Annotated in this window: 18 protein-coding genes; 6 read left to right on the top strand and 12 right to left on the bottom strand. The window is 68.1% G+C overall.

Translation table 11 applies throughout. The features are described 5' to 3' along the window. Positions 1-9: 9 nt before the first annotated feature. Positions 10-369: an acyl-CoA thioesterase gene (locus HRU81_13910; protein QOJ33132.1), complete on the bottom strand. Its 360-nt coding sequence runs from the start codon at positions 367-369 to the stop codon at positions 10-12. A 238-nt stretch (positions 370-607) separates the two neighbouring features. On the opposite strand from HRU81_13910, the gene HRU81_13905 reads away from it, so the two are divergent. Together HRU81_13905 and HRU81_13900 are read left to right on the top strand one after the other, a co-directional pair. Further along, positions 608-2188, top strand: a complete 1581-nt coding sequence (locus tag HRU81_13905; protein ID QOJ33131.1) for a GMC family oxidoreductase — start codon at positions 608-610, stop codon at positions 2186-2188. A 6-nt stretch (positions 2189-2194) separates the two neighbouring features. Then, positions 2195-2599, top strand: a complete 405-nt coding sequence (locus HRU81_13900) for a hypothetical protein (GenBank protein QOJ33130.1) — start codon at positions 2195-2197, stop codon at positions 2597-2599. A gap of 18 nt (positions 2600-2617) precedes the next feature. On the opposite strand, the gene cysN is transcribed toward HRU81_13900, so the two are convergent. From cysN to HRU81_13880, 4 genes are all read right to left on the bottom strand, one after another. Beyond that, positions 2618-4468, bottom strand: coding sequence for a sulfate adenylyltransferase subunit CysN (gene cysN / locus HRU81_13895; GenBank protein ID QOJ33129.1), 1851 nt, complete (start codon positions 4466-4468; stop codon positions 2618-2620). Continuing rightward, a complete protein-coding gene (gene cysD / locus HRU81_13890) occupies positions 4468-5376 on the bottom strand; it encodes a sulfate adenylyltransferase subunit CysD (GenBank protein ID QOJ33128.1) in 909 nt (302 codons plus the stop codon). Before cysD ends, cysN begins: the two co-directional genes overlap by 1 nt. A gap of 111 nt (positions 5377-5487) precedes the next feature. After that, the gene (eno, locus tag HRU81_13885) at positions 5488-6777 is read right to left on the bottom strand and encodes a phosphopyruvate hydratase (protein ID QOJ33127.1); all 1290 of its coding nucleotides are present in this window, start codon (positions 6775-6777) and stop codon (positions 5488-5490) included. Beyond that, entirely contained in the window at positions 6774-7790 is a 1017-nt protein-coding gene (locus HRU81_13880) for an aminoglycoside phosphotransferase family protein (GenBank protein ID QOJ33126.1), read from the bottom strand. Before HRU81_13880 ends, eno begins: the two co-directional genes overlap by 4 nt. A 170-nt stretch (positions 7791-7960) precedes the next feature. Between HRU81_13880 and HRU81_13875 the strand changes: the two genes are divergently transcribed. Continuing rightward, positions 7961-9292: an MFS transporter gene (locus tag HRU81_13875; protein QOJ33125.1), complete on the top strand. Its 1332-nt coding sequence runs from the start codon at positions 7961-7963 to the stop codon at positions 9290-9292. Here the strand turns inward: HRU81_13875 and HRU81_13870 are convergent. The 5 genes from HRU81_13870 to HRU81_13850 all read right to left on the bottom strand — a co-directional run bounded on the left by HRU81_13870 (position 9235) and on the right by HRU81_13850 (position 16733). After that, positions 9235-10860, bottom strand: a complete 1626-nt coding sequence (locus tag HRU81_13870) for an acyl--CoA ligase (GenBank protein QOJ33124.1) — start codon at positions 10858-10860, stop codon at positions 9235-9237. The two genes, HRU81_13875 and HRU81_13870, sit on opposite strands and share 58 nt — an antisense overlap. Positions 10861-10882: 22 nt before the next feature. After that, the gene (locus HRU81_13865) at positions 10883-11641 is read right to left on the bottom strand and encodes an enoyl-CoA hydratase/isomerase family protein (GenBank protein QOJ33123.1); all 759 of its coding nucleotides are present in this window, start codon (positions 11639-11641) and stop codon (positions 10883-10885) included. Continuing rightward, on the bottom strand, positions 11638-13212 hold the full coding sequence (locus HRU81_13860) for an AMP-binding protein (GenBank protein QOJ33122.1): 1575 nt from the start codon (positions 13210-13212) through the stop codon (positions 11638-11640). Before HRU81_13860 ends, HRU81_13865 begins: the two co-directional genes overlap by 4 nt. A gap of 4 nt (positions 13213-13216) precedes the next feature. Further along, positions 13217-14197: an NADPH:quinone oxidoreductase family protein gene (locus tag HRU81_13855; protein QOJ33121.1), complete on the bottom strand. Its 981-nt coding sequence runs from the start codon at positions 14195-14197 to the stop codon at positions 13217-13219. 91 nt (positions 14198-14288) lie between these two features. After that, positions 14289-16733: a TonB-dependent receptor gene (locus HRU81_13850; protein QOJ33120.1), complete on the bottom strand. Its 2445-nt coding sequence runs from the start codon at positions 16731-16733 to the stop codon at positions 14289-14291. 270 nt (positions 16734-17003) lie between these two features. Here HRU81_13850 and HRU81_13845 point away from each other — a divergent pair, with 270 nt between their 5' ends. The 3 genes from HRU81_13845 to HRU81_13835 all read left to right on the top strand — a co-directional run bounded on the left by HRU81_13845 (position 17004) and on the right by HRU81_13835 (position 20441). Then, positions 17004-18185 (top strand): alpha/beta fold hydrolase, encoded by a 1182-nt coding sequence (locus HRU81_13845; protein ID QOJ33119.1) that lies wholly within the window; start codon positions 17004-17006, stop codon positions 18183-18185. Positions 18186-18196: 11 nt separating this feature from the next. After that, positions 18197-19750 (top strand): long-chain-fatty-acid--CoA ligase, encoded by a 1554-nt coding sequence (locus tag HRU81_13840; GenBank protein QOJ33118.1) that lies wholly within the window; start codon positions 18197-18199, stop codon positions 19748-19750. 109 nt (positions 19751-19859) lie between these two features. Beyond that, positions 19860-20441: a VOC family protein gene (locus HRU81_13835; GenBank protein ID QOJ33117.1), complete on the top strand. Its 582-nt coding sequence runs from the start codon at positions 19860-19862 to the stop codon at positions 20439-20441. Positions 20442-20545: 104 nt separating this feature from the next. Here HRU81_13835 and HRU81_13830 read toward each other — a convergent pair whose 3' ends face one another. Both HRU81_13830 and HRU81_13825 read right to left on the bottom strand, forming a co-directional pair. Continuing rightward, positions 20546-21109 carry a VOC family protein gene (locus tag HRU81_13830; GenBank protein QOJ33116.1) on the bottom strand — a complete coding sequence of 188 codons (564 nt, stop codon included), beginning with the start codon at positions 21107-21109 and terminating at the stop codon, positions 20546-20548. A gap of 149 nt (positions 21110-21258) precedes the next feature. After that, positions 21259-22197: a hydroxyacid dehydrogenase gene (locus HRU81_13825; GenBank protein ID QOJ33115.1), complete on the bottom strand. Its 939-nt coding sequence runs from the start codon at positions 22195-22197 to the stop codon at positions 21259-21261. Positions 22198-22267: the final 70 nt, after the last annotated feature.

Below are 22267 nucleotides of genomic sequence, written 5' to 3'. Positions count from 1 at the left end.
AGCCGCGGTTCAGGCGCCGGGAATCGGGGTCTTGCGGCCTTCGGCATCCACGCTGACGAAGGTGATGGTGGTTTCGAACAGCACCTCGGCCGGGTCCGCCGCCATGACCAGCCCATGGGCCCGCACCCGGTAGCGTACCGAGGTCACCCCCAGCTGCTCGCGTGCCACGGCAAACCTCAGCACCTCGCCGGAGGCGATCCGGCGCTTGAACTGCACGTCCGCCATGGCGATGGTCACGAACCGCAGCCCGGGAAACTCCACGGTCGCCGTGATGTAGGCGAACTCGTCGATCCACTGCAGCAGCCAGCCGCCGAAGAGGAAGCCGTAGTGGTTGATGTGCTCCGGGAGCACGAGCTTGTGGTGGTCCATTCAGTCCGTTCCCCGCGCCGCCCGCCAGGCCAGCGCGCAGTGTGGCGCCAAGGCGCGGGTCGCGCCAGCCGGCCTGCCGGGCCAGCGCCGGATACGTACAACTACCTAGGCATTGTGGCCGGAATGGGGTGACCGGCACCCGCCCGGGGTGACGCAGGTCTTGGAGCCAGGGAGCCGCCGGATGCCAGAATCAGCCGGCAGCGGCCCCTGCGTACATCAAGACGAACTCCCAGGATCCATGTTCATCGACGGCCGAGAGATTCCGCGCGGCTCGACCCAGCAGGCCGACCTGTGCATCATCGGCGCCGGCCCCGCCGGGATCACGCTCGCGCGCCAGCTGGCCAGCGAGCGCCTCTCGGTCCTGTGCATCGAAAGCGGTGGCCTGGCGCCGGATGCGGCCACGCAGGACCTGACGCGGGGCGAGATCCGCGGCCTGCCCTACTTTCCGCTGCACACCACGCGGCTGCGCTACTTCGGCGGCGCGAGCGGGCACTGGGGCGGCTACTGCCGGCCGTTCTATCCGCTGGACTTCGAAACCCGCGAGTGGGTGCCCCACAGCGGCTGGCCGATCCCCTACTCCGCGGTGGCCCGCTACTACCCGGCCGCGCAGGACATCTGCGATCTCGGGCCCTTCGACTACTCGACCGCGGGCTGGGAACTCGGCGCGCTGCGGCCCTTCGGCTTCCACGACGATGCCGTGCAGACGCGCCTCATCCAGTTCAGCCCGCCCACGCGCTTCGGCACCAAGTACCAGGCGGAGTTCGCCGGCGCACGGCATGTCCGCGTACTGCTCCATTCCAATGTCGTCAGCATCGACACCGGCGAGCATGCCCGCAAGGTCACCGGGCTCGCCATCCGCACCCTGGACGGCAACGCCTTCCGCGCCCGCGCGCGCATCTACGTGCTGGCTGCCGGCGGCATCGAAAACGCGCGCCTCCTGCTCAGCTCCACCGGGGCCGCGCCCGCCGGGCTCGGCAACGACCATGACCTGGTCGGCCGCTACTTCGCCGACCACATGCAGCTCGACTGCGCGGCGGTGCTGCCGCTGGATGACACCGCGGCATTCCAGCTCTACCAGACAGGCAACCGCTCCACCCTGTTCACGCCGCAGGCGGGCGGCCGCGGTGCGGGGCTGATGGGCTACCTGACGCTGTCGCGCACGGCGCAGCAGGCGGGGCGGACGCTGAACTACAGCGGCGCCGTCGTCGAGAGTTACTGGTCCGACTATTTCATGCACATCGAACGGCATGGCAACCAGAATGTTCCCGCCTGGCAGGCGATCGGCGAGGTCGTCGGCAATGTCTGGCGCAACATCGCCGACGCCAGCGCCATGGCGCTGCAGCGGCTGCCGGGGCGGATCGCCCCGCGCTTCTACAAGATCGTCGCTTCACAGGAGCAGGCGCCGAACCCTTCGAGCCGGGTGCTGCTCGGCAGGGAACGCGACGCACTGGGCATGCGCCGCGCCGTGCTCGACTGGCAGCTGGGCGAGCTCGATCGGCATACGGTGGCAGTCGCGCTGCAGGAACTCGGCCGCGCCTTCGGCGGCGCGGGTATCGGGCGCCTGCACATTCCCATGGACTTCGCGACCGATCCCTGGCCGAGCTGCCTGCAGGGAAGCTGGCATCACTGCGGCGTGACGCGCATGAGCGCGTCGCCCCGCAACGGTGTCGTGAACCCGGACTGCAGGGTGCACGGCGTGGGCAACCTCTACGTGGCCGGATCCTCGGTATTCCCCACCAACGGCCACGGCAACCCGACGCTGACGCTGGTGGCGCTGGCCCTGCGCCTCGCCGATCACCTGCGCCCGGCACTGGCCTGACGGACCATGGCCAGGCCGACCTTCAGCCAACCGAGCCGCCGCAGCCTGCTGCTGGCGATCGCAGGCGTCGCGGTCGCGCTGGCCGGACGCCGGCTGGGATCCCCACGGAACGCCGACCCGCTGGCGCTGCTCGCGGCGCGCGTCGCCCAGCTCGCGGGGCCGCTTCCCGCGGTGACCGCGCGCGGCGCGGAGGCGGCGGCCGGGCTGCCGGAACTGCTGCGCGACATCCTCGGCGGCACCCGGGTCGTGCAGCTCGCCGCCACGAACCACTGGAGCGACGACGAATTGCGGCAGCGGATCCAGCGAACCATACGCGGCGACTTCGCCCGGCGCGCCATCGGGCTGCACGGCGGCTGGCTGCTGTCACGGGCGGAGCTGGCGCTCCTCGCCTTGCTGGCACGCGCGGGCTGAGGCCGCCGCCCGGCCCGCCTAGGACTGCGCCAGCAGGCGGGCGACGATGAGTTCCGCCGCCTGCTCCGCCGAGAGCCGCGTGGTGTCGATGCGGATCTCGGCCGCCTCGGGCGCCTCGTACGGGCTGTCGATGCCGGTGAAGTTGCGCAGCAATCCGGCGCGCGCCTTGCGGTACAGGCCCTTGGCGTCGCGGGCCTCGGCTTCGGCCAGCGGCGTGTCGACGAAGATCTCCAGGAACTCGCCGGGCGGCATCATCTGCCGGACCATCTGCCGCTCGGCGCGGAACGGGCTGATGAAGGCGGTGATCACGATCAGCCCGGCATCGGTCATCAGCCGGGCGACCTCGCCGACGCGGCGGATGTTCTCGACCCGGTCGGCATCGGTGAATCCCAGGTCCCGGTTCAGCCCGTGCCGGACGTTGTCGCCGTCGAGCAGGAAGGTGTGCCGGCCCAGGGCGACCAGCTTCTTCTCCACCAGGTTGGCGATGGTCGACTTGCCAGCGCCGGACAGACCCGTGAACCACAGCACCGCGGGCTTCTGCCGCTTGATCTCGGCATGCTTCTCGCGGGTGACGTCCAGCGCCTGCCAGTGGACGTTCTGGCTGCGGCGCAGGGCGAAGTGCAGCACGCCGGCACCGACGGTGGCATTGCTGAGCTTGTCCACGAGGATGAAGCCGCCCAGCGTGCGGTCCACCCCGTAGGGCTCGAATACCAGCGGCCGGTCGGTGGCCAGCGTGGCCACGCCGATGGCATTGAGCTCGAGGGTGCGTGCCGCCAGCCGCTCCAGCGTATTGACGTTGACCTTGTACTTGGGCGCATGCACGGTTGCCGTCACCGTCTGCGTGGCGAGCTTCAGCCAGTAGGGGCGGCCCGGAAGCAGATCTTCCTCCGCCATCCAGACGATGGTCGCCTCGAACTGGTCGGCAACCTCCGGCGACTCGTCCGCCCGGGCGACCACGTCGCCACGGCTGCAGTCGATCTCGTCGGCGAAGCACAGGGTGACGGACTGGCCGGCCACCGCGACATCGAGGTCGCCATCGAAGCCGACGATGCGCGACACCGTCGTCGTCCGCCCCGAGGGCAGCACCCGCACGGCATCGCCCGGCCGCACGCCGCCCGCCGCAATCAGGCCGGCGAAGCCGCGGAAATCCGCATTGGGCCGGTTGACCCACTGCACCGGCAGGCGCAGGGCGCGGCGTTGCGCCGCCGCGATGTCGATCTCCACCGCCTCCAGGTGCGCGAGCAGGCTCGGCCCGGCATGCCAGGGCATGCTGGCGGAGCGGCTGGTGATGTTGTCGCCGAGCAGGCCCGAGACCGGCACCGCGGTGAACGCCTCGATGCCGATGGCGCGGGCGAAGGCGCCGTAATCCGCGACGATGGCCTCGAAGCGCGCCTGGTCGAAGCCGACCAGGTCCATCTTGTTGACCGCCAGCACGACGTGGCGGATGCCGAGCAGGTGGACCAGGTAGCTGTGCCGGCGCGTCTGCGTGAGGATGCCCTTGCGGGCATCCACGAGAATGACCGCGAGGTCAGCAGTCGAGGCGCCGGTGACCATGTTGCGCGTGTACTGCTCGTGGCCCGGCGTGTCGGCGACGATGAACTGGCGTGCAGGCGTGGCAAAGAAGCGGTAGGCCACGTCGATGGTGATCCCCTGCTCCCGCTCGGCGGCCAGACCGTCGACCAGCAGGGCGAAATCCAGGCCCTGGCCCTGGGTGCCGAACTGGCGGCTGTCGGCCTCGAGGGCGCTGAGCTGGTCGGCGAACACCCGCTTCGTGTCGTAGAGCAGGCGGCCGATCAGGGTGGACTTGCCATCATCGACGCTGCCGCAGGTGATGAAGCGCAGCAGGTCCTTGCGCGGCTGCGCGGCCATCAGAAGTAACCCTCCTGCTTCTTCTTCTCCATGCTGGCGGCCTGGTCCTGGTCGATCGCCCGTCCCTGGCGCTCGGACAGCATGGTGGCGCGCATCTCGGCGATGATCTCCGCCAGGGTGGATGCCCCGCTCTCGATGGCGCCGGTGAGCGGATAGCAGCCCAGCGTGCGGAAGCGCACCCGGCGCATCACCGGCTGCTCGCCCGCGGCCAGCGGGAAGCGTGCATCGTCGACCACCAGCAGCAGGCCGTCTCGCTCCACCGTGGGACGCAGGTCGGCGAAGTACAACGGCACGATCGGCAGCTGCTCGGCCTCGATGTACTGCCAGACGTCCAGCTCGGTCCAGTTCGACAGCGGGAACACGCGGATGCTTTCGCCAGGGGCCTTCCTGGCGTTGTACAGGTTCCACAGCTCCGGCCGCTGCTGCTTCGGGTCCCAGCGCTGGCTCGCCGAGCGGAAGGAGAAGATGCGCTCCTTGGCGCGGCTCTTCTCCTCGTCACGACGGGCACCGCCGAAGGCGGCGTCGAAGCCGTGCGCGGCCAGCGCCTGCTTCAGCCCCTCGGTCTTCCACAGGGCGGTGTGCAGCGCCGAGCCATGCTCGAACGGGTTGATGTTGCGCGCCAGTGCTTCCGGATTGCGATGGACGATGAGCGACATGCCGCTGTCACGCGCCATGCGCTCGCGCAGTTCGTACATGGCGCGGAACTTCCAGGTGGTATCCACATGCAGCAGCGGAAACGGCGGCGGAGCCGGGAAGAAGGCCTTGCGGGCCAGGTGCAGCATCACTGCCGAATCCTTGCCCACCGAGTACAGCATCACCGGGCGCGCGGCCTCGGCCACCACCTCCCGCATGATGTGGATCGCCTCGGCCTCCAGCCGCTGCAGGTGGGTGAGATTCACGGTGCTCATGCGGGAAGGGATTCTAAGGCGGCGGGGATGTGGCTTGTACCGCTGCCGCGGCATATGCAAACAGCCGCCGGTAACCGCGCGCGGCGGCAGGTCCTGCCGTGTCCTTGCCGATCAGGCAGGGCTGCGCCCGAACAGGCGCGTCCCGGCGAAGGCGGCGCCGGAACCCAGTCGCTCCTCGATGCGCAGCGCCTCGTTCCACTTCGCCATGCGCTCGCTGCGCGCGAAGGACCCCACCTTGAGCTGTCCCGTCCCCCAGCCGATCGCCAGGTGCACGATGGTGGTGTCCTCGCTCTCGCCGGAACGCGCGGAGACGATTCCCGCGTAGCCGACAGACTGCGCCGCCTCCCAGGCCTGCAGCGTCTCGCTGAGCGTGCCGCGCTGGTTCGGCTTCAGCAGCACGGCGTTGGCCGCGCCCAGCGATGCCGCCTCGCGCACCCGCGGTGCGTGCGAAACCAGGAAGTCGTCGCCGACCACCTGCAGGCGCTGGCCCACCGCGCGCGTGAAGCGCGTGAAACCCTGCGGATCGTCCTCGGCGAGCGGATCCTCGATCGAGATGATCGGGTAGCGCTCGATCCAGCGCAGCAGCATCTCGATCATGCCGTCGGAGTCCAGCTCGCGCGACTCCAGGCCCAGCGCATAGCGCCCGTTGCGGCCGAACTCCGAGGCCGCGACATCGAGCACGATCGCCACCTGCTCGCCGGGAACGAAGCCGGCCCTGTCGATGGCCGCCACCAGCGTCTCCAGCGCCTGCTCGTTGGTGGTGAAATCCGGCCACCAGCCTCCCTCGTCGGCGACACCACAGCGCGAACCGCGCGACTCCATCAGTTCGCCGGCGCTGCGATATACCTCCGCTGTCCATTCGAGCGCCTCGCGGAAGCTCCCTGCGCCGGGGCAGGCAATGAGGAAATCCTGGATGTCGACGCGGCGGCCCGCATGCGCGCCGCCACCGAAGATCTGGATCTGCGGCATCGGCAGCAGGGCGGCAGCGGGGCCGCCAAGGCTGGCGTAGAGCGGCAGCCGGCGTGAAGCGGCGACGGCATGAGCCACGGCCATCGACACCGACAGCGTCGCGTTGGCGCCGAGGCGCGACTTCGCCGGCGTGCCGTCGAGGGCGATGAGTCGCGCGTCGACCGCGGCCTGGTCGTCGGCACGGCTGCCAGCCAGCGCGTGCGCGATCTCGCCGTTGACGTTGGCGACCGCCCGCAGCACATCGAAGCCGCCGAAGCGGTTGCCGCCATCGCGCAGCTCCAGCGCCTCGCGGCTGCCCCGCGAGGCGCCGGCCGGGACGATGGCGAGGCCGACCGCCCCGTCGTCGAGCGTCACCTCGGCCTCGACCGTCGGACGGCCGCGGCTGTCCCAGACCCGACGTGCATGAACCGAGCGGATGGCGGGGGATTTCATGATGCAAGTTCCTCGTGCCAGGCGGCGTTGACCAATGACAGGCGATCGACCGGATGTTGCAGCAGCGCACGGGCGACACGCCGGACCCGCTGGCGCTGCGTCTCCTCGACCAGGTACTCGACGGGCGACTTGCCGTCCACCCGGGCCAGCAGCAGGCCGGGCAGCAGCGCCGCCGCGCGCGCCTCCAGCGCGGCGCGCGGTTCCCAGTCCACGGCCTGGAGATAGGCGCCGGCGAGCGCCTCGAAGGCGCTGCGGTAGGCCTCGGCGGCAGACGGGTTCCACAGGCACTTGAGCAGCAGGTGATTCAGGCAGAAGGCGATGTCGAAGGCCGGATCACCCCACCATGCGCACTCGGCATCGAGGAACACCGGCCCCTGCGGCCCGATGAGGATGTTCTTCGGGCTGACGTCGCCGTGCACCATGGCCAGGGCCTGCGAGCGGGTCACCTCCACCAGCCGCTCCAGCGCCGGTGCGACATCGGGGTGGCGCCGTGCCGTGGCGAGCAGGTACGGCTCCAGCCGGATGTCGAAGAAGATCGTGTCGGTGGCGAATTCGGCCGCCAGCCCGGGCCGCGCCGCGGAGTAGGCATGGATCCGTCCAAGTACCGAGCCGACCCTGCGCGCCGTGGGCGTGTCCGCCCGCCCGTCGCGCAGCATCTGCTTCCACAGGCTGTAGCCCGATGGCTCCAGGTAGCTCATGACGAGCACCCCGAGTCCGGCGTGCTGGCCGAGCACGCGCGGCGCGCAGCCCGGGGATGCCTCGTTGGCCACGTTCATCCAGCGCGCCTCGTATAGGTTGCGCTCGATGGGCGCATGCCAGTCAGCGGCAACGCGCAGCTTGGCCAGCGCGCGCTTGGCGCACACCAGTCCCTGCCCGGTATCGATGCGCCAGATGTCGGAGGACACGCCGCCCGTCAGCGGTGCGCCCAGCAGCGTCCCGCTGCCGGCCAGGCCCATCTCGCGCAGGGCCTGGGCGAACTCGGCGGGAACGGCGACATCACCGGCTGCGATCATGGCCTGCCTCGCGCAGCCGGCCGTGCCGTCGTCCGCAGCGGATGGCGGTGCCGGCATGAGATCCCGGGCGAGTGCGGCGGGTTGCACACGCGCGGGTACCAGCTTAGATTGCAGGCAGCCAGGCGCCAATACCGGACTGGCAGCAGCGGCACTGCATGCCGGAAGGCGCGATGAGTGCAGGACAGGCTGGAGACCAGGCACCCCTGACCATGCGACAGTGGCTGGTCGTAGGCGTCTTCCTCGTCGCCTACGTGTTCTCGTTCATCGACCGCATGATCCTCAGCCTGATGGTCGAACCGCTGCGGCGCGACCTCGGCCTGACCGACACGCAGATCAGCCTGCTGCAGGGCCTGGCATTCGCGGTGTTCTACACCCTCGTCGGCCTGCCCATCGGCCGCGCCATCGACCGCCACAGCCGCGTGAGGATCGCCGCCATCGGCGTCGCGCTCTGGAGCGCCATGACGGCGATCTCGGGCCTGGCGCAGACCTACTGGCAGCTGTTCGCGGCACGCATGGGAGTGGGCATCGGCGAGGCCACCCTCTCGCCCGCGGCGTACTCGCTGTTCGCGGACATTTTCGACGGCCGCCGGCTCGGGTTTGCGCTCGGCGTCTACAACCTCGGTTCGGCACTGGGCGCCGGAATCGCCATGGTGCTGGGCGGGGCCATCGTGCACTTCGCGAGCGGCCAGCAGGCGGTCCTGCTGCCCCTCCTCGGCGAGGTCCGCCCCTGGCAGCTGACCTTTTTCTATGTGGGCCTGCCCGGTCTGCTGGTGGCGCTCGCGGTCGGCGCACTGACCGAGCCCGCGAGGCGTGACGGCGGGGCAGCCGCTGGACCGCCGGCGGTGCCGATCCGGGCGGTGCTGCGGTTGGCCGCCAGCCGCTGGCGCTCCCTCGCGGGCCATCACCTGGGCGTGGCGTTCTCGAACCTCTCCGCGTTTGCCATGGTGTCGTGGATGCCGGCGATGCTGGTGCGCACTTACCACTGGTCCATCGCCGAGGCCGGACTCGCCGTGGGCATCGCCCTGCTGGCGGGTGGCCTGCTGGGGCTCACGGGCGGCGGCTGGCTCGCCGACCGCTTCTACGCGCGGGGCCGGACCGCCGGCCGCATGCACCTGTGCCTGATCGCGACGCTGTGTGGCATTCCCGCCGGCGCCCTGCTGGGATTCCAGTCCAGCCCGGTGCTTGCAGTGGTCCTGTTCGGCATCGCCTACGCGTTCTCGATCCTGCCGATCCCGGGCGCGGCGGCAGCGCTGCAGGAACTCGTGCCCGGCCCGCTTCGCGGGCAGATGTCGGCGTTCTACCTGTTCGTCATCAACCTCGTCGGCATTGGCCTGGGGTCGACGGCCGTGGCGCTGTTGTCCGATCACGTGTTCACCCAGGCTGACGGCCTGCGCTATTCGCTGGCCGTGATCTCTCCGCTCGCACTGCTGCTCGCCGCTGCCTTCTACCTGTTTTCCCTGGGACCCGTGGCGCGCGATTCCGCCTCGCCGGCGGCAACGTAGGTCTGTCGCAGTTCGCGCTTGAGGATCTTGCCATTGGGATTGCGCGGCAGGGTCTCGACGATGCGCACCTCGCGCAGGCGCTGCCGCCTGCCGACCTGCTGGTTGGTCCACTCGAGGATGGCGGGGGCAACGTTTCCGGCAGCGCTGCCCGGGCGCAGCACGACGATGGCGACCGGCGTCTCGCCCCAGGTGGCATCGGGCACGCCGATGACCCCGACCTCGGCAACCAGCGGGTGCCCGACCATCACCGCCTCGATGTCGGCCGGATAGATGTTCTGGCCGCCCGAGAGGATCATGTCCTTCTTGCGGTCGACGATGTAGAGGAAGCCGTCCTCGTCGGTGCGGCCTATGTCACCCGTGCGCAGCCACTGCACGCCGCGGCCGTCGATGAACATGGCCTCCCGGGTGGCGTCCGGCCGATTGTGGTACTCGATCATCCAGTGCACGCTGCGCACGCAGATCTCGCCGGTCCCGCCCCAGGCGACCGGCTGGTCGTCGTCATCGAGCAGGATGTAGTCGTTGCCGCGCACCGGCTTGCCGACGGAGGCCAGCCTGCCCTCGGTCTCCTCGGGCTGCAACGTGGTCATGAAACCCTCGGTCAGCCCGTAGAGCTCGATCACCGCGCAGGAGAAGTTCTCCATCACGCGGCGCTTGAGCCCTTCGAACAGGGGCGAGCCGCCCGAAAGCACGGCCTGCACGGATTTCACGGCCGCCGGGCGGAAATTGGGCGCATCGAGGATGCGCTGGAACATGATCGGCACCATCATCGCGTGGGTGACCTGGTGGCGCTCGACGTCCTCGATCCAGGCCTCGGGATCGAACCTGCGGCGGATGAGACAGGTACCGCCGACGATCAGCGAGCACATCAGCGAACCCCAGGCCGTGTTCGAATACAGGCCGATGGGACAGATCGACACGGCCCCGTAGTGGTAGCGATGGGCCATGGCCAGCTCGTAGATCGACTGCACCCGGCGCCGATGCACGTGCTTGATGCCCTTGGGAAGCGCGGTGGTGCCCGAGCTGTAGATGATGTTGCAGGGTTCGTCGTCGCCGATGGTGACTGCCGGCTGGCCGGTGTCCTGGCTGTCACGCCAGCGGACATAGGCACCCGAGGCGCCGTCGTGGACGATGACGCCATCGGCCAGCAGCGAGGCGGCTTCGCCCAGGCGGCCCGCCAGGCGCTGCTGCTGCACCAGGCTGCAGACCAGCACCCGCACCGCGGCGTCCTGCAGCATCATCATCAGGCCGCTCTCGTTCACCGCCAGGTTGAGGGGCACGACGACCGCACCGGCTTTCCAGGCGCCGTAGAGAATCTCGACGTACTCGACGCAGTTCTCCAGCAGGATCGCCACGGAATCGCCGTTGCGCACGCCGAGCGAGCGCAGGCCGTTGGCGACCGCATTCGAGCGACGGTCGAGTTCTCCCCAGGTCAGCGTCACCTCCTCGTCGGCGACCGCGGGCTTGTCCGGGTACCAGCGGGCATGCAGTCGCACGAAATCCGGCAGCAGCGGGCCGGAGAATTCGAAGCGTGGAGGCAACGTCGTCGATGTGCTATCCGGATTGCTCATGGCATTCCACCACCTGGCCTGCTCACGGAAACTGCGGCTGGCGCTTCTCGCGAAATGCGCGCACGGCCTCGGCGCCCTCTGCCGAGCCGAGCCCGAGGAAAACGCCGCGCTCTTCCTCGCGGATGCGCTGCATCAGCGCGGTCGTGTCGCCCTTCATCAGCCGCTTGGACCGGCGCATGGCCTGCGGCGGCCTGGCGGCAAACTCGGTGGCGATCGCCAGCGCCGCTGGCCCGACGGCGTCGGGCTCCACCAGCCGCGAGACGATGCCCAGGCGATGCGCCTCGGCGCCATCGATCGTGGCGGCACGCAGCACCAGTTCCGCCGCCCGCGTATAGCCCAGCAAGCGCACCAGCAGCAGGGAGGAACCCGCCTCCGGCACCAGCGCCAGGTTGAGGAACGGAAAGACGATGCGCGAGCCGGCGCTGGCCACCACCGCGTCGAGATGCAGCAGCATGGTGGCGCCGATGCCGGCCGCCACGCCCTCCACCGCCGCGACGATCGGCACGCTGGCGTTGACCAGGGCCTCGACGAAGCGCATGACCGGATTCGGGCCCTGCTGATCCGAACCGGCGGCCGGAAAGGCGCTGACGTCGTTGCCGGAACAGAAATTGCCGCCTGCGCCGCTGAAAACCACGGCGCGCACGGTGGTGTCCGCCTCGGCCCGCTCGAGCGCCTCGCTCATGGCATCGTACATCTCCATGGTCAGCGCATTCTTCTTCGCCGGGTTGTCGATGCGGATCTGCAGCACGTGCTGGTCGAATCGGGTGGTCACCGCACTCATGTGGCTTCTCCTGGCCGGGCACCGCCCGCCGCGTAGCGCCTTCGCAGCGCCACGCGGTCGAGCTTGCCGGTGGCACCCACCGGCAGCTGCTCGTGGAACACATAGGTCTTCGGTTGCTTGAAGGACGCGAGGTGTACGCGGCAGTGATCCCGCAGCTCGGCCTCCGTCGTCCCGCCCCGCACGGCGACATGCGCCTCGATACGGTGGCCCCACTTCGGGTCCTTGACGCCGATCACCGCGACCTGCGCCACGCCCGGATGCGCGATGAGGCAGATCTCCACCTCCTCGCCCTGGACCTTGATCCCGCCGCTGTTGATGGTGTTGTCGGTACGTCCCGAGACATGCAGGAAGCCGTCCGCATCCACGTGCCCGAGGTCGCCGGAGCGCCACCACCCGCCGACGAAACGCCGCGCCGTCAGCTCGGCGTTGTTCAGGTAGCCCATGGCGATCGTCGGTCCGCGCAGCAGGATCTCGCCACTCTCCCCGACCGGCAGCTCGTCTTCGATGCCACCCTCGGGATCGACGATGCGCAGGTCGGTGCCAGGCACGGGCTTGCCGGCGCAGACCGCCTTGCCGAGGAGCGTCTGGTCGCGCAGCTCCCAGTAGGTCGCCGCACCGGGCGCCGACTCGGAGGCAAGGTACAGGCAGCGGATGTCCGTGTCCGCCCAGGAGCGCATGCGCTCGATGTCGGTCGACGACGGGGGCTCGCCGGCGCACAGCATCATGCGCAGCGAGCTGAGGTCGTAGCGGCTGGTGATCGAGGGGTCGAGCATGCGGATCATGGTTGGCACCGGACCTGCCACGGTCGCCTTCTCACGTTCGATCGCAGCACAGAAGGACTCCGGCGTGAAACCATCCACCAGCACCAGGCTGCCGCCACCATGGAGGATCGAAATCGTCGAGAACGGCCAGGCGGCGAACGAGGTGCCGACGATGACCAGCAGGCGCGTGCTGCGCGAGACATGCCCGAACAGGGCCGGCGCCGCCCGCATCCAGCGTACGAAGTTGGCGTTGCTGTGCACGATGCCCTTGGGCGTGCCGGTCGAACCCGAGGACAGGATGATGATGGCCGGATCGTCGGGCGAGACCTGCGCCTGCGGTTCGTCGGCCGGATACCGGGCGAGCATCTCGCCATAGGCGAGATCGACTCCCGGCACCCGCCCGTCGCCCAGCGAGAACACCGGGATTCTCCGCGGCAGGCGACCGACGGCTTCCGCCACCGTCGCGCAGATGCCTTCGGCGCAGATGACGGCGCGGGCGTCGATGCCGCGCAAGGTGTCGTGGATGAAGGTGCCGGTCTCGCGCATGTTGATGTTGCAGGTGACGCAGCCGAGTTTCTGCGCCGCGAAGAAAGCGGCATAGAAGCGGCAAGTCGACGTGCCGATGAAAGCGACGACGTCGCCACGGCCGATGCCGGCCTGCTGCAGGGCGTGCGCGACCTGGCGCGCCTCGCGGTTCAGGCGCTCGCCGGTATAGCGGGCGCCATCCTCGATGATCAGCTCGCGGGTGGCATTCCACCGGAACACCAGGTCGATGGCATGGCGGACCGTCCAGAAATCGCCGCTGCTCATGCGATCAGCCCCCGAGGGCAACGACGACCTTGCCCACCACCGACCGGTCCGCGACGGCAGCCAGAGCCGCGACTGCCTCGTCCAGGGTGAAGACTCGATCGATGCGCGGACTGATCCTGCCCTGCGCATGGAGCGCCATGAGTTCGGCGAAGTTGCGCTCCACCTCGGCGCGCTCCTGCGCAAAGAACTGCTGGTAGTTGACGCCGATGACGGCATTCTCCTTGAGCAGGGCGAGATTGGTGGCGTACTGGCCGATCTGGCCGCTGGCGAAACCGACGATGAGGATGCGCCCGTTGCGCCGCGCGACGCGGCAGGCCTGGCCGAACAGCTCGCCACCCACCGGATCGAACACCACGTCGACGCCCGCGCCGCCGGTCAGGGAGCGCACCGCCTCGCGCAGGTCCTCGCGACCGTAGTCGATCAGCTCTTCGAAGCCCTCGGCCTTCAGGGCCTCCGCCTTGCGGGCCGAACCGACGGCACCGATGACCCGTGCGCCCATGGCCCGGCCGATCTGCATCGCGGCCATGCCGACCCCGCCACCGGCACCGAGTACGAGCAGGATCTCGCCGGGCTTCAGGGCACCACGCTGCCGCAGCGCGTGATAGGACGTGGTGTGCCCGCCCTGGAAGACGGCGGCGCAGAGCATGTCCATCTCGTCTGGAACCGGCACGATGGCCTTGGCCGGAGCCACGACCTCCTCCGCAAGTCCACCCCAGAAAATGGTTGCCATGACCCGCTGGCCTGCCTTCAGGCCCGTCACCGCGGTACCGACCTCACTGATCGTCCCTGCCACTTCACCACCCGGGAAGAAGGGCAGCGGCGGGCGCACCTGGTACTTGCCCTGCACCAGCAGGATATCCGGGAAGTTGATGCCGCAGGCTTCGACCCGGATGCGGACCCCATCCTCGCCGAGGGCGGGTGGCGCCACGTCCTGCACGCGCAGGTCCTCGATGGGTCCGAATGCGGCGCAGACGAGGGCCTTCATGGCGGTTCTCCTCAGCTTCTCGTCCGGGGAAAAGGAAGGGCGGGCCGGAGCCCGCCCTTCAAATCGCGGACGATGAAAGGACCTGTGTGTCTCAGTGGAACTTCATCGTGCCCTGCAGCGTCACGTACCGCGGCGTCGACACCGACGCGGCATGGAACACCGACACCTGGAACGCATGCTGCAGCGTCAGCTCGTCGGAGAGATTGCGTCCGATAAGCGCCACTTCCCAGCTGTCGTCGACGTCGGCGACGGCCACCCGCAGGTCGTACTTGGTGAACGCATCCTGCTCATACAGCGGCGACATGTTGGCCTGGATGAAGTAGTCGTCCGAGTAGGTCATGGCGCCATTGACCCGCAGCAACGTGCCGGCGGTCAGCGGGCTCTCCCAGTCGATGGTGAGGGAGCCGGAGTACTCCGGTGCCCGGTCGATCCGCTCGCCAGACAGGTCGCCCTGGCCATTGACGCAGCCCGGAACCGCCAGCGTGCCCTGGATGTCGATGACCTTGCAGAACGTGTTCTTGTACGTATCGTACTTGGCGTCGTTGTAGGCGGCATTCAGGCCCAGCGTGAGATTGTCGTTCACCAGCCACTGGACGTCCGTCTCGACACCCTGGCTGGTCGCTTCCGCCGCGTTGCGCGTGATGAAGCGCACGCCGTCGTACTGCGAGGTCTGCAGGTTTTCGAACTCCGTGCGGAACAGCGCCACGTTCCAGCTCAGCCCACCGCCCAGGAAATTCATCTTGGCGCCGATCTCGTAGCTGTCTGCCTTCTCCGGCTTGTAATCGTAGACGCCGTTGTTCTCCTTCAGCGTGATGCCATCGTGGAGCTGGACTTCGTTGATGGTCGACATGCCGGCATATTCCAGGGCCCAGGCCGGATCCGCTGCGGCCTTCGCAAGGACGTTGTTGCCCGTGGTACTGTCGTTGGCAATGAAGCCGCCGCCCTTGAAGCCCTTGGCGTACGAGGCGTAGAGCATCACCTCGTCCGTCATGTCGTACTGCAGGGTGACGGACGGCAGCGTGTATCTCTCATCGCGGGAGCTCGAGATGTCGAACTCCTTGTTCAGCGCACCGATCGGCAAGTAGGTGTAGTCGGGCAGCCAGATCCAGGTGTTGGTCGCGCGGTCGTACCTGCCGTTGGTGTTGGTCGAGTTGCCGTCCAGTGTATCTTCGCCGACGCGAATGCCGAGGATGGTCCTCAGCCGGTCGTCGAAGAAGTGGAACGTGCCGGAAGCGTAGGCAGAAAGCGTGTCACCCTCGCCGTGATAGGCACGGTCGCTGCCGGTGTAGGTCTTGGTATTCGGATCGTTGGGCGTTCCGGACCCGGGCGGATCCGGCACGAAGGGCGGCGCCACGAACGGCGACAACTGGCTTATCCGGGAATCGTCTTCCGAGTAGTACAGGCCGACGACGTAATCGAAGAACCCGCCCGTCGGTGACAGGAACCGCAGTTCCTGGCTGTACTGCTCGTAGTCCTCCGTGATCTGGGTGTCGACGAAGAGCTGCTTGTAGCCCACGGCCGTGGTGCGGCGCTTGAAGTCGAAACCGATGGCACCGGTGATCGATGTCAGCGTATACCCGCCACCGAGCTGCCAGTCGACCTGCAGCGCGTAGTTCGCGCTGTCGGTCCGGTCGAACTGGCCATCCGGATAGATCACGTTGTTCGAGGTCTTGTGGTCGAAGGCCTCGGGCATGGAGAAAGGCAGTGGCGTGCCATAGCCGCCAAGGGCCAGGAGCTGCGTCGTGTAGCCGTCGTAGTCACGGTCGGCCACTTCGGCCTTCAGCCGCACCTTCAGATTCTCCGTCGGATTCCAGTCGAGGATGCCACGCACCAGGTTGGCATCCACGGCATTCTCGTCCTTGCCGGTGGAGGTGTTCTTGATGTAGCCGTCCAGGTTCTCGTGCTTGGCGGCCACGCGGAAACCCAGCGTGTCGGAGATCGGGCCCGAGACGATGCCGCTGAGGTTGTAGCCACCCTCGGCCAGCTCGACGCCGGTGCTGACCTCGGCATACAGGTCATCCGTGGGACCTTTGGATATGGTGCTCACGGCGCCGGCGATGGTGTTCTTGCCGAACAACGCGCCCTGCGGTCCGCGCACGACCTCGATGCGTTCGATGTCGAAGAGCGGGTTCTGGAAGCAGCGTGGCCGGCCGCAATAGACGCCGTCCACGAACGTGCCGACGGCGCTGACGAACGACAGCTGGGAGGCGCCTGACCCGAGGCCACGGATGCGGATCTGGTAGCTGCCGAGAGTCTCCTGGATGACCAGGTTCGGCACATGATTCTGGACTTCCTCGAAGCCCTGCATGCCGAACTCTTCCACGGCCTTGCCGGTGACGACACCGACCGAGATCGGCACGTCCTGGAGCGTTTCCTCGCGCTTGGTCGTGGTGACGATGATCTCGTCGAGCGCGCCCCTGGCTTTCGCTGTCTGGGCAATCGCCTGGTTGCCCAAGCCCGTGCCTGCCCCCAGCACCAGCGCGGTACAAGCAACCGCCAGCAGACTGTGCCCCTGCATCACGAATCCTGCGGCCATTTCCGCCCCCCCCTGAAATGGTTGTTGTGACTCCCCTGGCGCCCCCGTCACGGCGACTGGCACCCTCGTTGCCAGCGTCCCGAATGTAACGCACCATCGCCAGTTGTGCAACGTGATTGACGATTATCCCGATAATGGCTTTTGCCGTGCCAGCCCGGCACGCCGGCGCATTGCTGCCATGGCGGGCTGACACTAGAATCGATTGGCTCCATCAGCACCGATCGTGCCCGGACATCGCCGGGCGACACCGCTCAATCACGGGGAGACACCATGGCCGAGGCCCAACAGGAAAGAGAATTCGACTACGACCGGATTCCGTACCTGATCCGGTTCCAGGAGAAGGCGGGATTCAAGGACACCTACGCCGGCGAGATCGGCCGTGTCGTGCTGGAAGCGCACCTCCTCAAGGCAAAGGGCCGGTCCTCGAAGACCGTGGTGATCTTCATGCATCCAATCGGCGGCGGGCAGTATCTGCCCCTGCCCATGGCGATCGCCAGAACCGGAGTGGATGTCATCGTCTGCAGCAGCCGCTATCGCGGCGTCGACTACGCGCTCATCATGGAGAAGGTGGCGATCGACCTCGCCGCCTGCGTGCGCGACGCCCGCGAGCGGCTCGGCTACCAGAAGGTGCTGCTCGGCGGCTGGAGCGGTGGCGGCTCGCTGTCGCTGTTCTACCAGGCGGAGGCAGAGGATCCGCGTGTACGCTGCACGCCCGCGCAGGAGCCGCCCGACCTCACGGCAGCAGGGCTCATTGCGGCGGATGGCGTCATGCTGCTGGCGGCGCACCTGGCGCGCAACCTCACGCTCACCGAGTGGCTCGACGCCTCGATCATCGACGAGCACGACCCTTCCCGCCGTGATCGCTCGCTCGACCTCTACGACCCCAAGGGCCCGCAGGCGCCGTACGATCCGCAGTTCGTCGCCCGCTACCGCGCAGCGCAGATCGAGCGTAACCGGCGCATCACCGCATGGGTCCGCGGTGTGCTCGACGACTACCGGTCGAAAGGCCTGACCAACCAGGAGCTGTCCTTCGTCGTTCAGGGCACGATGGCCGATCCGCGCTGGCTGGATCCGGCACTCGACGCCAACGACCGCAAGCCGCGCTGGTGCTTCCTCGGCGAGCCCCGCATCGTCAACAGCAGCCCCATCGGGCTGGCACGGTTCTGTTCGCTGCGCAGCTGGCTGTCGCAGTGGAGCTACGATGATTCCAACGCCAATGGTCCCCGCTGCGCGGCCCGCATCGGCGTGCCGGTGCTGATCGTCGCCAACTCCGCGGATGACGGCTGCCCGCCCAGCCACAACCAGATCCTCTTCGACTCGATCCGGCACGACAACAAGCAGCTGGTGACCATCAAGGACGCCAACCACTACTACTTCAACCAGCCGGAGAAGGCGCGCGAGTCGGCACTGGTGTGCATCGACTGGATGAGGCGCAACCACTTTGCGGACTGAGTGACAGCGGGATGGAACTCACCCAGAGCCTGCATCGCGCGAGCCAGATCAACCCGGACGGACTCGCCATCGTCTTCGGCCCGGTGCGCCGCAGCTGGCGCCAGTTCCACGACGCCGTCGCCCGCAGCGCCGGCATGCTCAGGCAGCTCGGCGTGCGCGCCGATACCAAGGTCGCCATCGTGTCGATGAACAGCGACCACTTCGTCGAGTGCCTGTACGCCGTGCCCTGGGCGGGTGGCGTGCTCGTCCCGGTGAACTTCCGCCTGCAGTTCGAGGAACTTGCCTACGTCGTCGAGCACTCGGAAGCCGAGCTGGTCCTCTTCGAGGAGCAGTTCTGCGGGTTGGTCGGCGAACTGCTGAAGCGCATCCCCCGCCTGCGCCATGCCGTGGTCATGGATGCGGAGAAGTCGGTGCTGCCCGGCGCGCTCTCCTATTCCCGGGCGGTCGCCGATGCGGCGCCACTGCCCGACGAGCGCCGCGGCGGCAGCGACCTGGCCGCCCTCTTCTACACCGGCGGCACCACCGGCGTACCGAAGGGCGTCATGCACACGCACGACAGCCTGTTCCAGTTCCTGCTCACCTTCCTGGTCTGCGAACGCATCGACTCGTCGCTGGTGCACCTGCATGTCACGCCGATGTTCCACATGTCGTGCATCGGCGTGCTGGTGACGACCGCCGTGGCCGGCACCCATGTCATCCTGCCGAAATTCGAGCCCGAGGATGCACTGCGCGCCATCGACGAGCATGGCGTCACCTACTGCCTGTCGGTCCCGGTGATGTTCGAGCGCATGCTGTTCCACCCGAACATCGACGCCTACCGGCTGTCGAGCTTGCGCATGCTCGGCTATGGCGCCTCGCCCATGCCGCCGCGCATCCTCGAGGAGGCGCGGCGCCGGTTTCCGCAGCTGCAGTTCGCGCAGGGCTACGGCATGACGGAGGCGCCCGGCCCGGTGTACCTCGCCCCCGAATACCACAGCCAAGAGGCGGTCGATGCGGGACTCACCCGCGCCGCCGGCCGCTCGGTGCCCACCTGCGAGGTCCGGGTCGTGGACGGCGAGGACCGCGAGGTCGAGCGCGGCAAGGTGGGCGAGATCGTCATCCGCGGGCCCACCGTCATGCGGGGCTACTGGAAGAACCCGGAGCTGACGCGTGAGGTGATCCGCGACGGCTGGCTGCACACCGGCGATGGCGGCTACATGGACAATGCCGGCTTCATCTATATCACCGACCGCATCAAGGACATGATCATCTCCGGCGGGGAAAACGTCTATTCCACCGAGGTGGAGGGCGTCGTCTCGCGCCATCCGGCCGTGGCGCAGTGCGCCGTGATCGGCATCCCGAGCGAGCAATGGGGCGAGAGCGTGCATGCCATCGTCACGCTGCGTGACGGCACGAGCGCCACGGCCAGCGAGATCACCGCCTTCTGCCGGGAACGCATCGCGGCCTACAAGTGCCCGCGATCGGTGGAGATCCGCACCCAGCCCCTGCCGATGACGGCCGCGGGCAAGGTACTCAAAACCAGGCTGCGCGAGCCCTACTGGGCAGACCGCAGTCGCAAGATCTGAGGGGCGGCTTCACGCGCCGCTTCGCGGGTTGCGGGAAGCCGGCCTTCGTTGTCCAATTGGCAAGCTCCCCCTTGCCTTCAGCCGCCACGTTTCGCGCAGGAGTACCCAGGTGAAGAAGAATCCCGCCGGACTCGAACGCCCCCACGGCATCAACCACGTTGCCTATCGCTGCCGCGATGCCGAGCAGACCCGCTGGTTCTACGAGGACGTGCTCGGCCTGCCGCTGGTCACGGCCCCGGTCTTCGAGGAGGTGCCGGGGATCGAGGCGCGGATACCCTACATGCACCTGTTCTTCCAGCTGGGGAATGGCGAGACGGTCGCTTTCTTCGACCAGCCGGAAACAGCCGACGAGAGCAAGTTCGCCAAGGCGGACAGCTTCGACCGCCACCTCGCCCTCGAGGTGCGCGACGAGGCCGCACTGCTGGCCTGGCAGAAGCACATCAACGACGCTGGCGTCAGCTGCCTCGGCCCCATCGACCACGGCTTCGTGAAATCAGTCTACATGTACGACCCCAACGGCCTGCAGGTCGAGCTGACCTGCCGCACCAGTGCCTACGAGGAGGAGATGTCGGATCCCGCCAGGGCACATGCCAGTCTGGCCGGCTGGGGACGGCGCATGCGGGCCCTCAAGGAACAGAAGTTCGGCGCGGCGGCCATAGACCGCCGCAGCCGGCGCACGTCGCGCCCCTGACAGCCGCGGGCCGCAGAAAGCAGCCCCGGTCGCCGGCCGGCGACCGGGGCTGATGTCAGGGATGACCCGGCGCCAGTCGACGCCGGATCCCGGGCGGGGCCCGCCTAGGCGGCGTGCGCCTTGCGGTACGCGTCCTTTCTCGCCTTGGTCTTCTCGTTCCAGGCCTTCATGCTCCTGTCGACGTCGCCCTTGGCACCAGCAAGGATTTCCCCGTATTTCGGCTCCTTCCACAGGATCTCGACCTGGATGCCGTTGGGGTCGAAGGTGTAGACGGAGCGAACGAAGCTGTGATCGAGATCGCTGGTGACCTGCAGGCCGGCATCGCGCCAGCGCTTGGCGAAGGTCTCCAGTTCCGCCTCGGTCGCCACCTCGAAGGCGATGTGGCGCACGAAGCCGCTGCGGATCTTGAAGAGCTCGGGACGCATGTGGTCGGGCAGATCGAAGAAGGCAACGAAGTTGCCATCCCCCATCTTGAAGAACAGATGCATGTAGTCCAGCTTCTCATCCGTTCCCGAAATGTGGTCGAAGGACAGCGCCGCGGCCAGCTCCATGCCCATGATGCCTTCCCAGAAACGACGGGTTTCCTCGGCATCGAAGCAGCGGTAGGCGCTGTGGTGCGTGTGGAGGATCTTCGGTGCTTGCTGTTTGCTCGTGGCCTGTGGACTCATGTGGGCTTACTCCTGTTGGTGACCCGCGGGTACTTCGAGATTGTCAACACAGTTGTCAATTATGCCGATGCCCGCCTGGTCCCGCAACTGTGCAACAAGACCATGGACCCGACTTGATCCCGGTCAAGTACGGGCGCCGGCGGCCACCCTCAGGCCACACGATGGGCCAGCGGTATCCCGTCGCGGATGGCCCGCACGTTGTGCAGCGCGACAGCGATACTGCGCTGCCAGGTCTCCAGAGTCAGCCAGGCCAGGTGCGGGGAGACCGCCACGTTGGGCAGTTGCAGCAGAGGATTGCCGGCACTGGTGGGTTCCTCGGCGAACACATCCAGGCCGGCACCGCCGAGCCGGCCGCTGGCCAGCGCTTCGTGCAGCGCAGTCTCGTCGACCAGTGCACCGCGCGCGGTATTGATCAGGATCGCCCCGGGCTTCATGGTCGCCAGCCGCTGGCGGTCGATCAGCCGGGCGGTCGCCTCGACCAGCGGCACATGCAGGGTGACGATGTCGGCCTCGGCGAGCAGTCGCGCCAGCGGCAGGAATTCCCAGCGCACCGCCTTCGGCGCGGTGGCGGTGTAGACCACCCGCGCCCCCATGGCCTCCAGCACGGGCGCCAGCAAATTCGGCACGGCGCCGAAGCCGACCATGCCGACCGTGCGGCCGGCCAGTTCGCCGAAGGATTCGCGCATCGTCTCGTCCACTGTCCAGTGTCCGGCGCGCAGCGCGCGCTCGACGCCAAACTGGCGGCGCAGCACATTGAGCATGAGCAGCAGGGTCATCTCCGCCACCGCCCGGCTGTTCGTGCCGGGCATGTTGCAGACCGCGATGCCTCGCTGCTTCGCCGCGGCGAGATCGATCGTGTTGACCCCGACCCCGATCTTCTGGATTAGCCGCAGCCGGGGTGCCCGGGCGATCACGGCCGCGGTGATCGGCCACAGGACATGCCAGATGACTTCCGCCTCGGCGACTTCCGAAAAGAAGGGCTCGTCGGGACCTTCCGGGCAGTACACCAGGCGGGTGTCCGGGTCCCGCTGCGCCTCGACCTCCGCCCGCAGCCTCGGGCCGGCCGCGTAGTGAAAAAGGACTTTCATGTCTTCCTCCATGGGGGGTGCCCGGCCAAGTCTGGTGCCGGGCTCCAGACCGGGAAGCGTACCAGCGTGC

It is taken from the genome of Gammaproteobacteria bacterium (assembly GCA_015709695.1).
Taxonomy (GTDB): Bacteria; Pseudomonadota; Gammaproteobacteria; order Steroidobacterales.
This window is presented reverse-complemented; position numbering and strand designations above follow the sequence as displayed.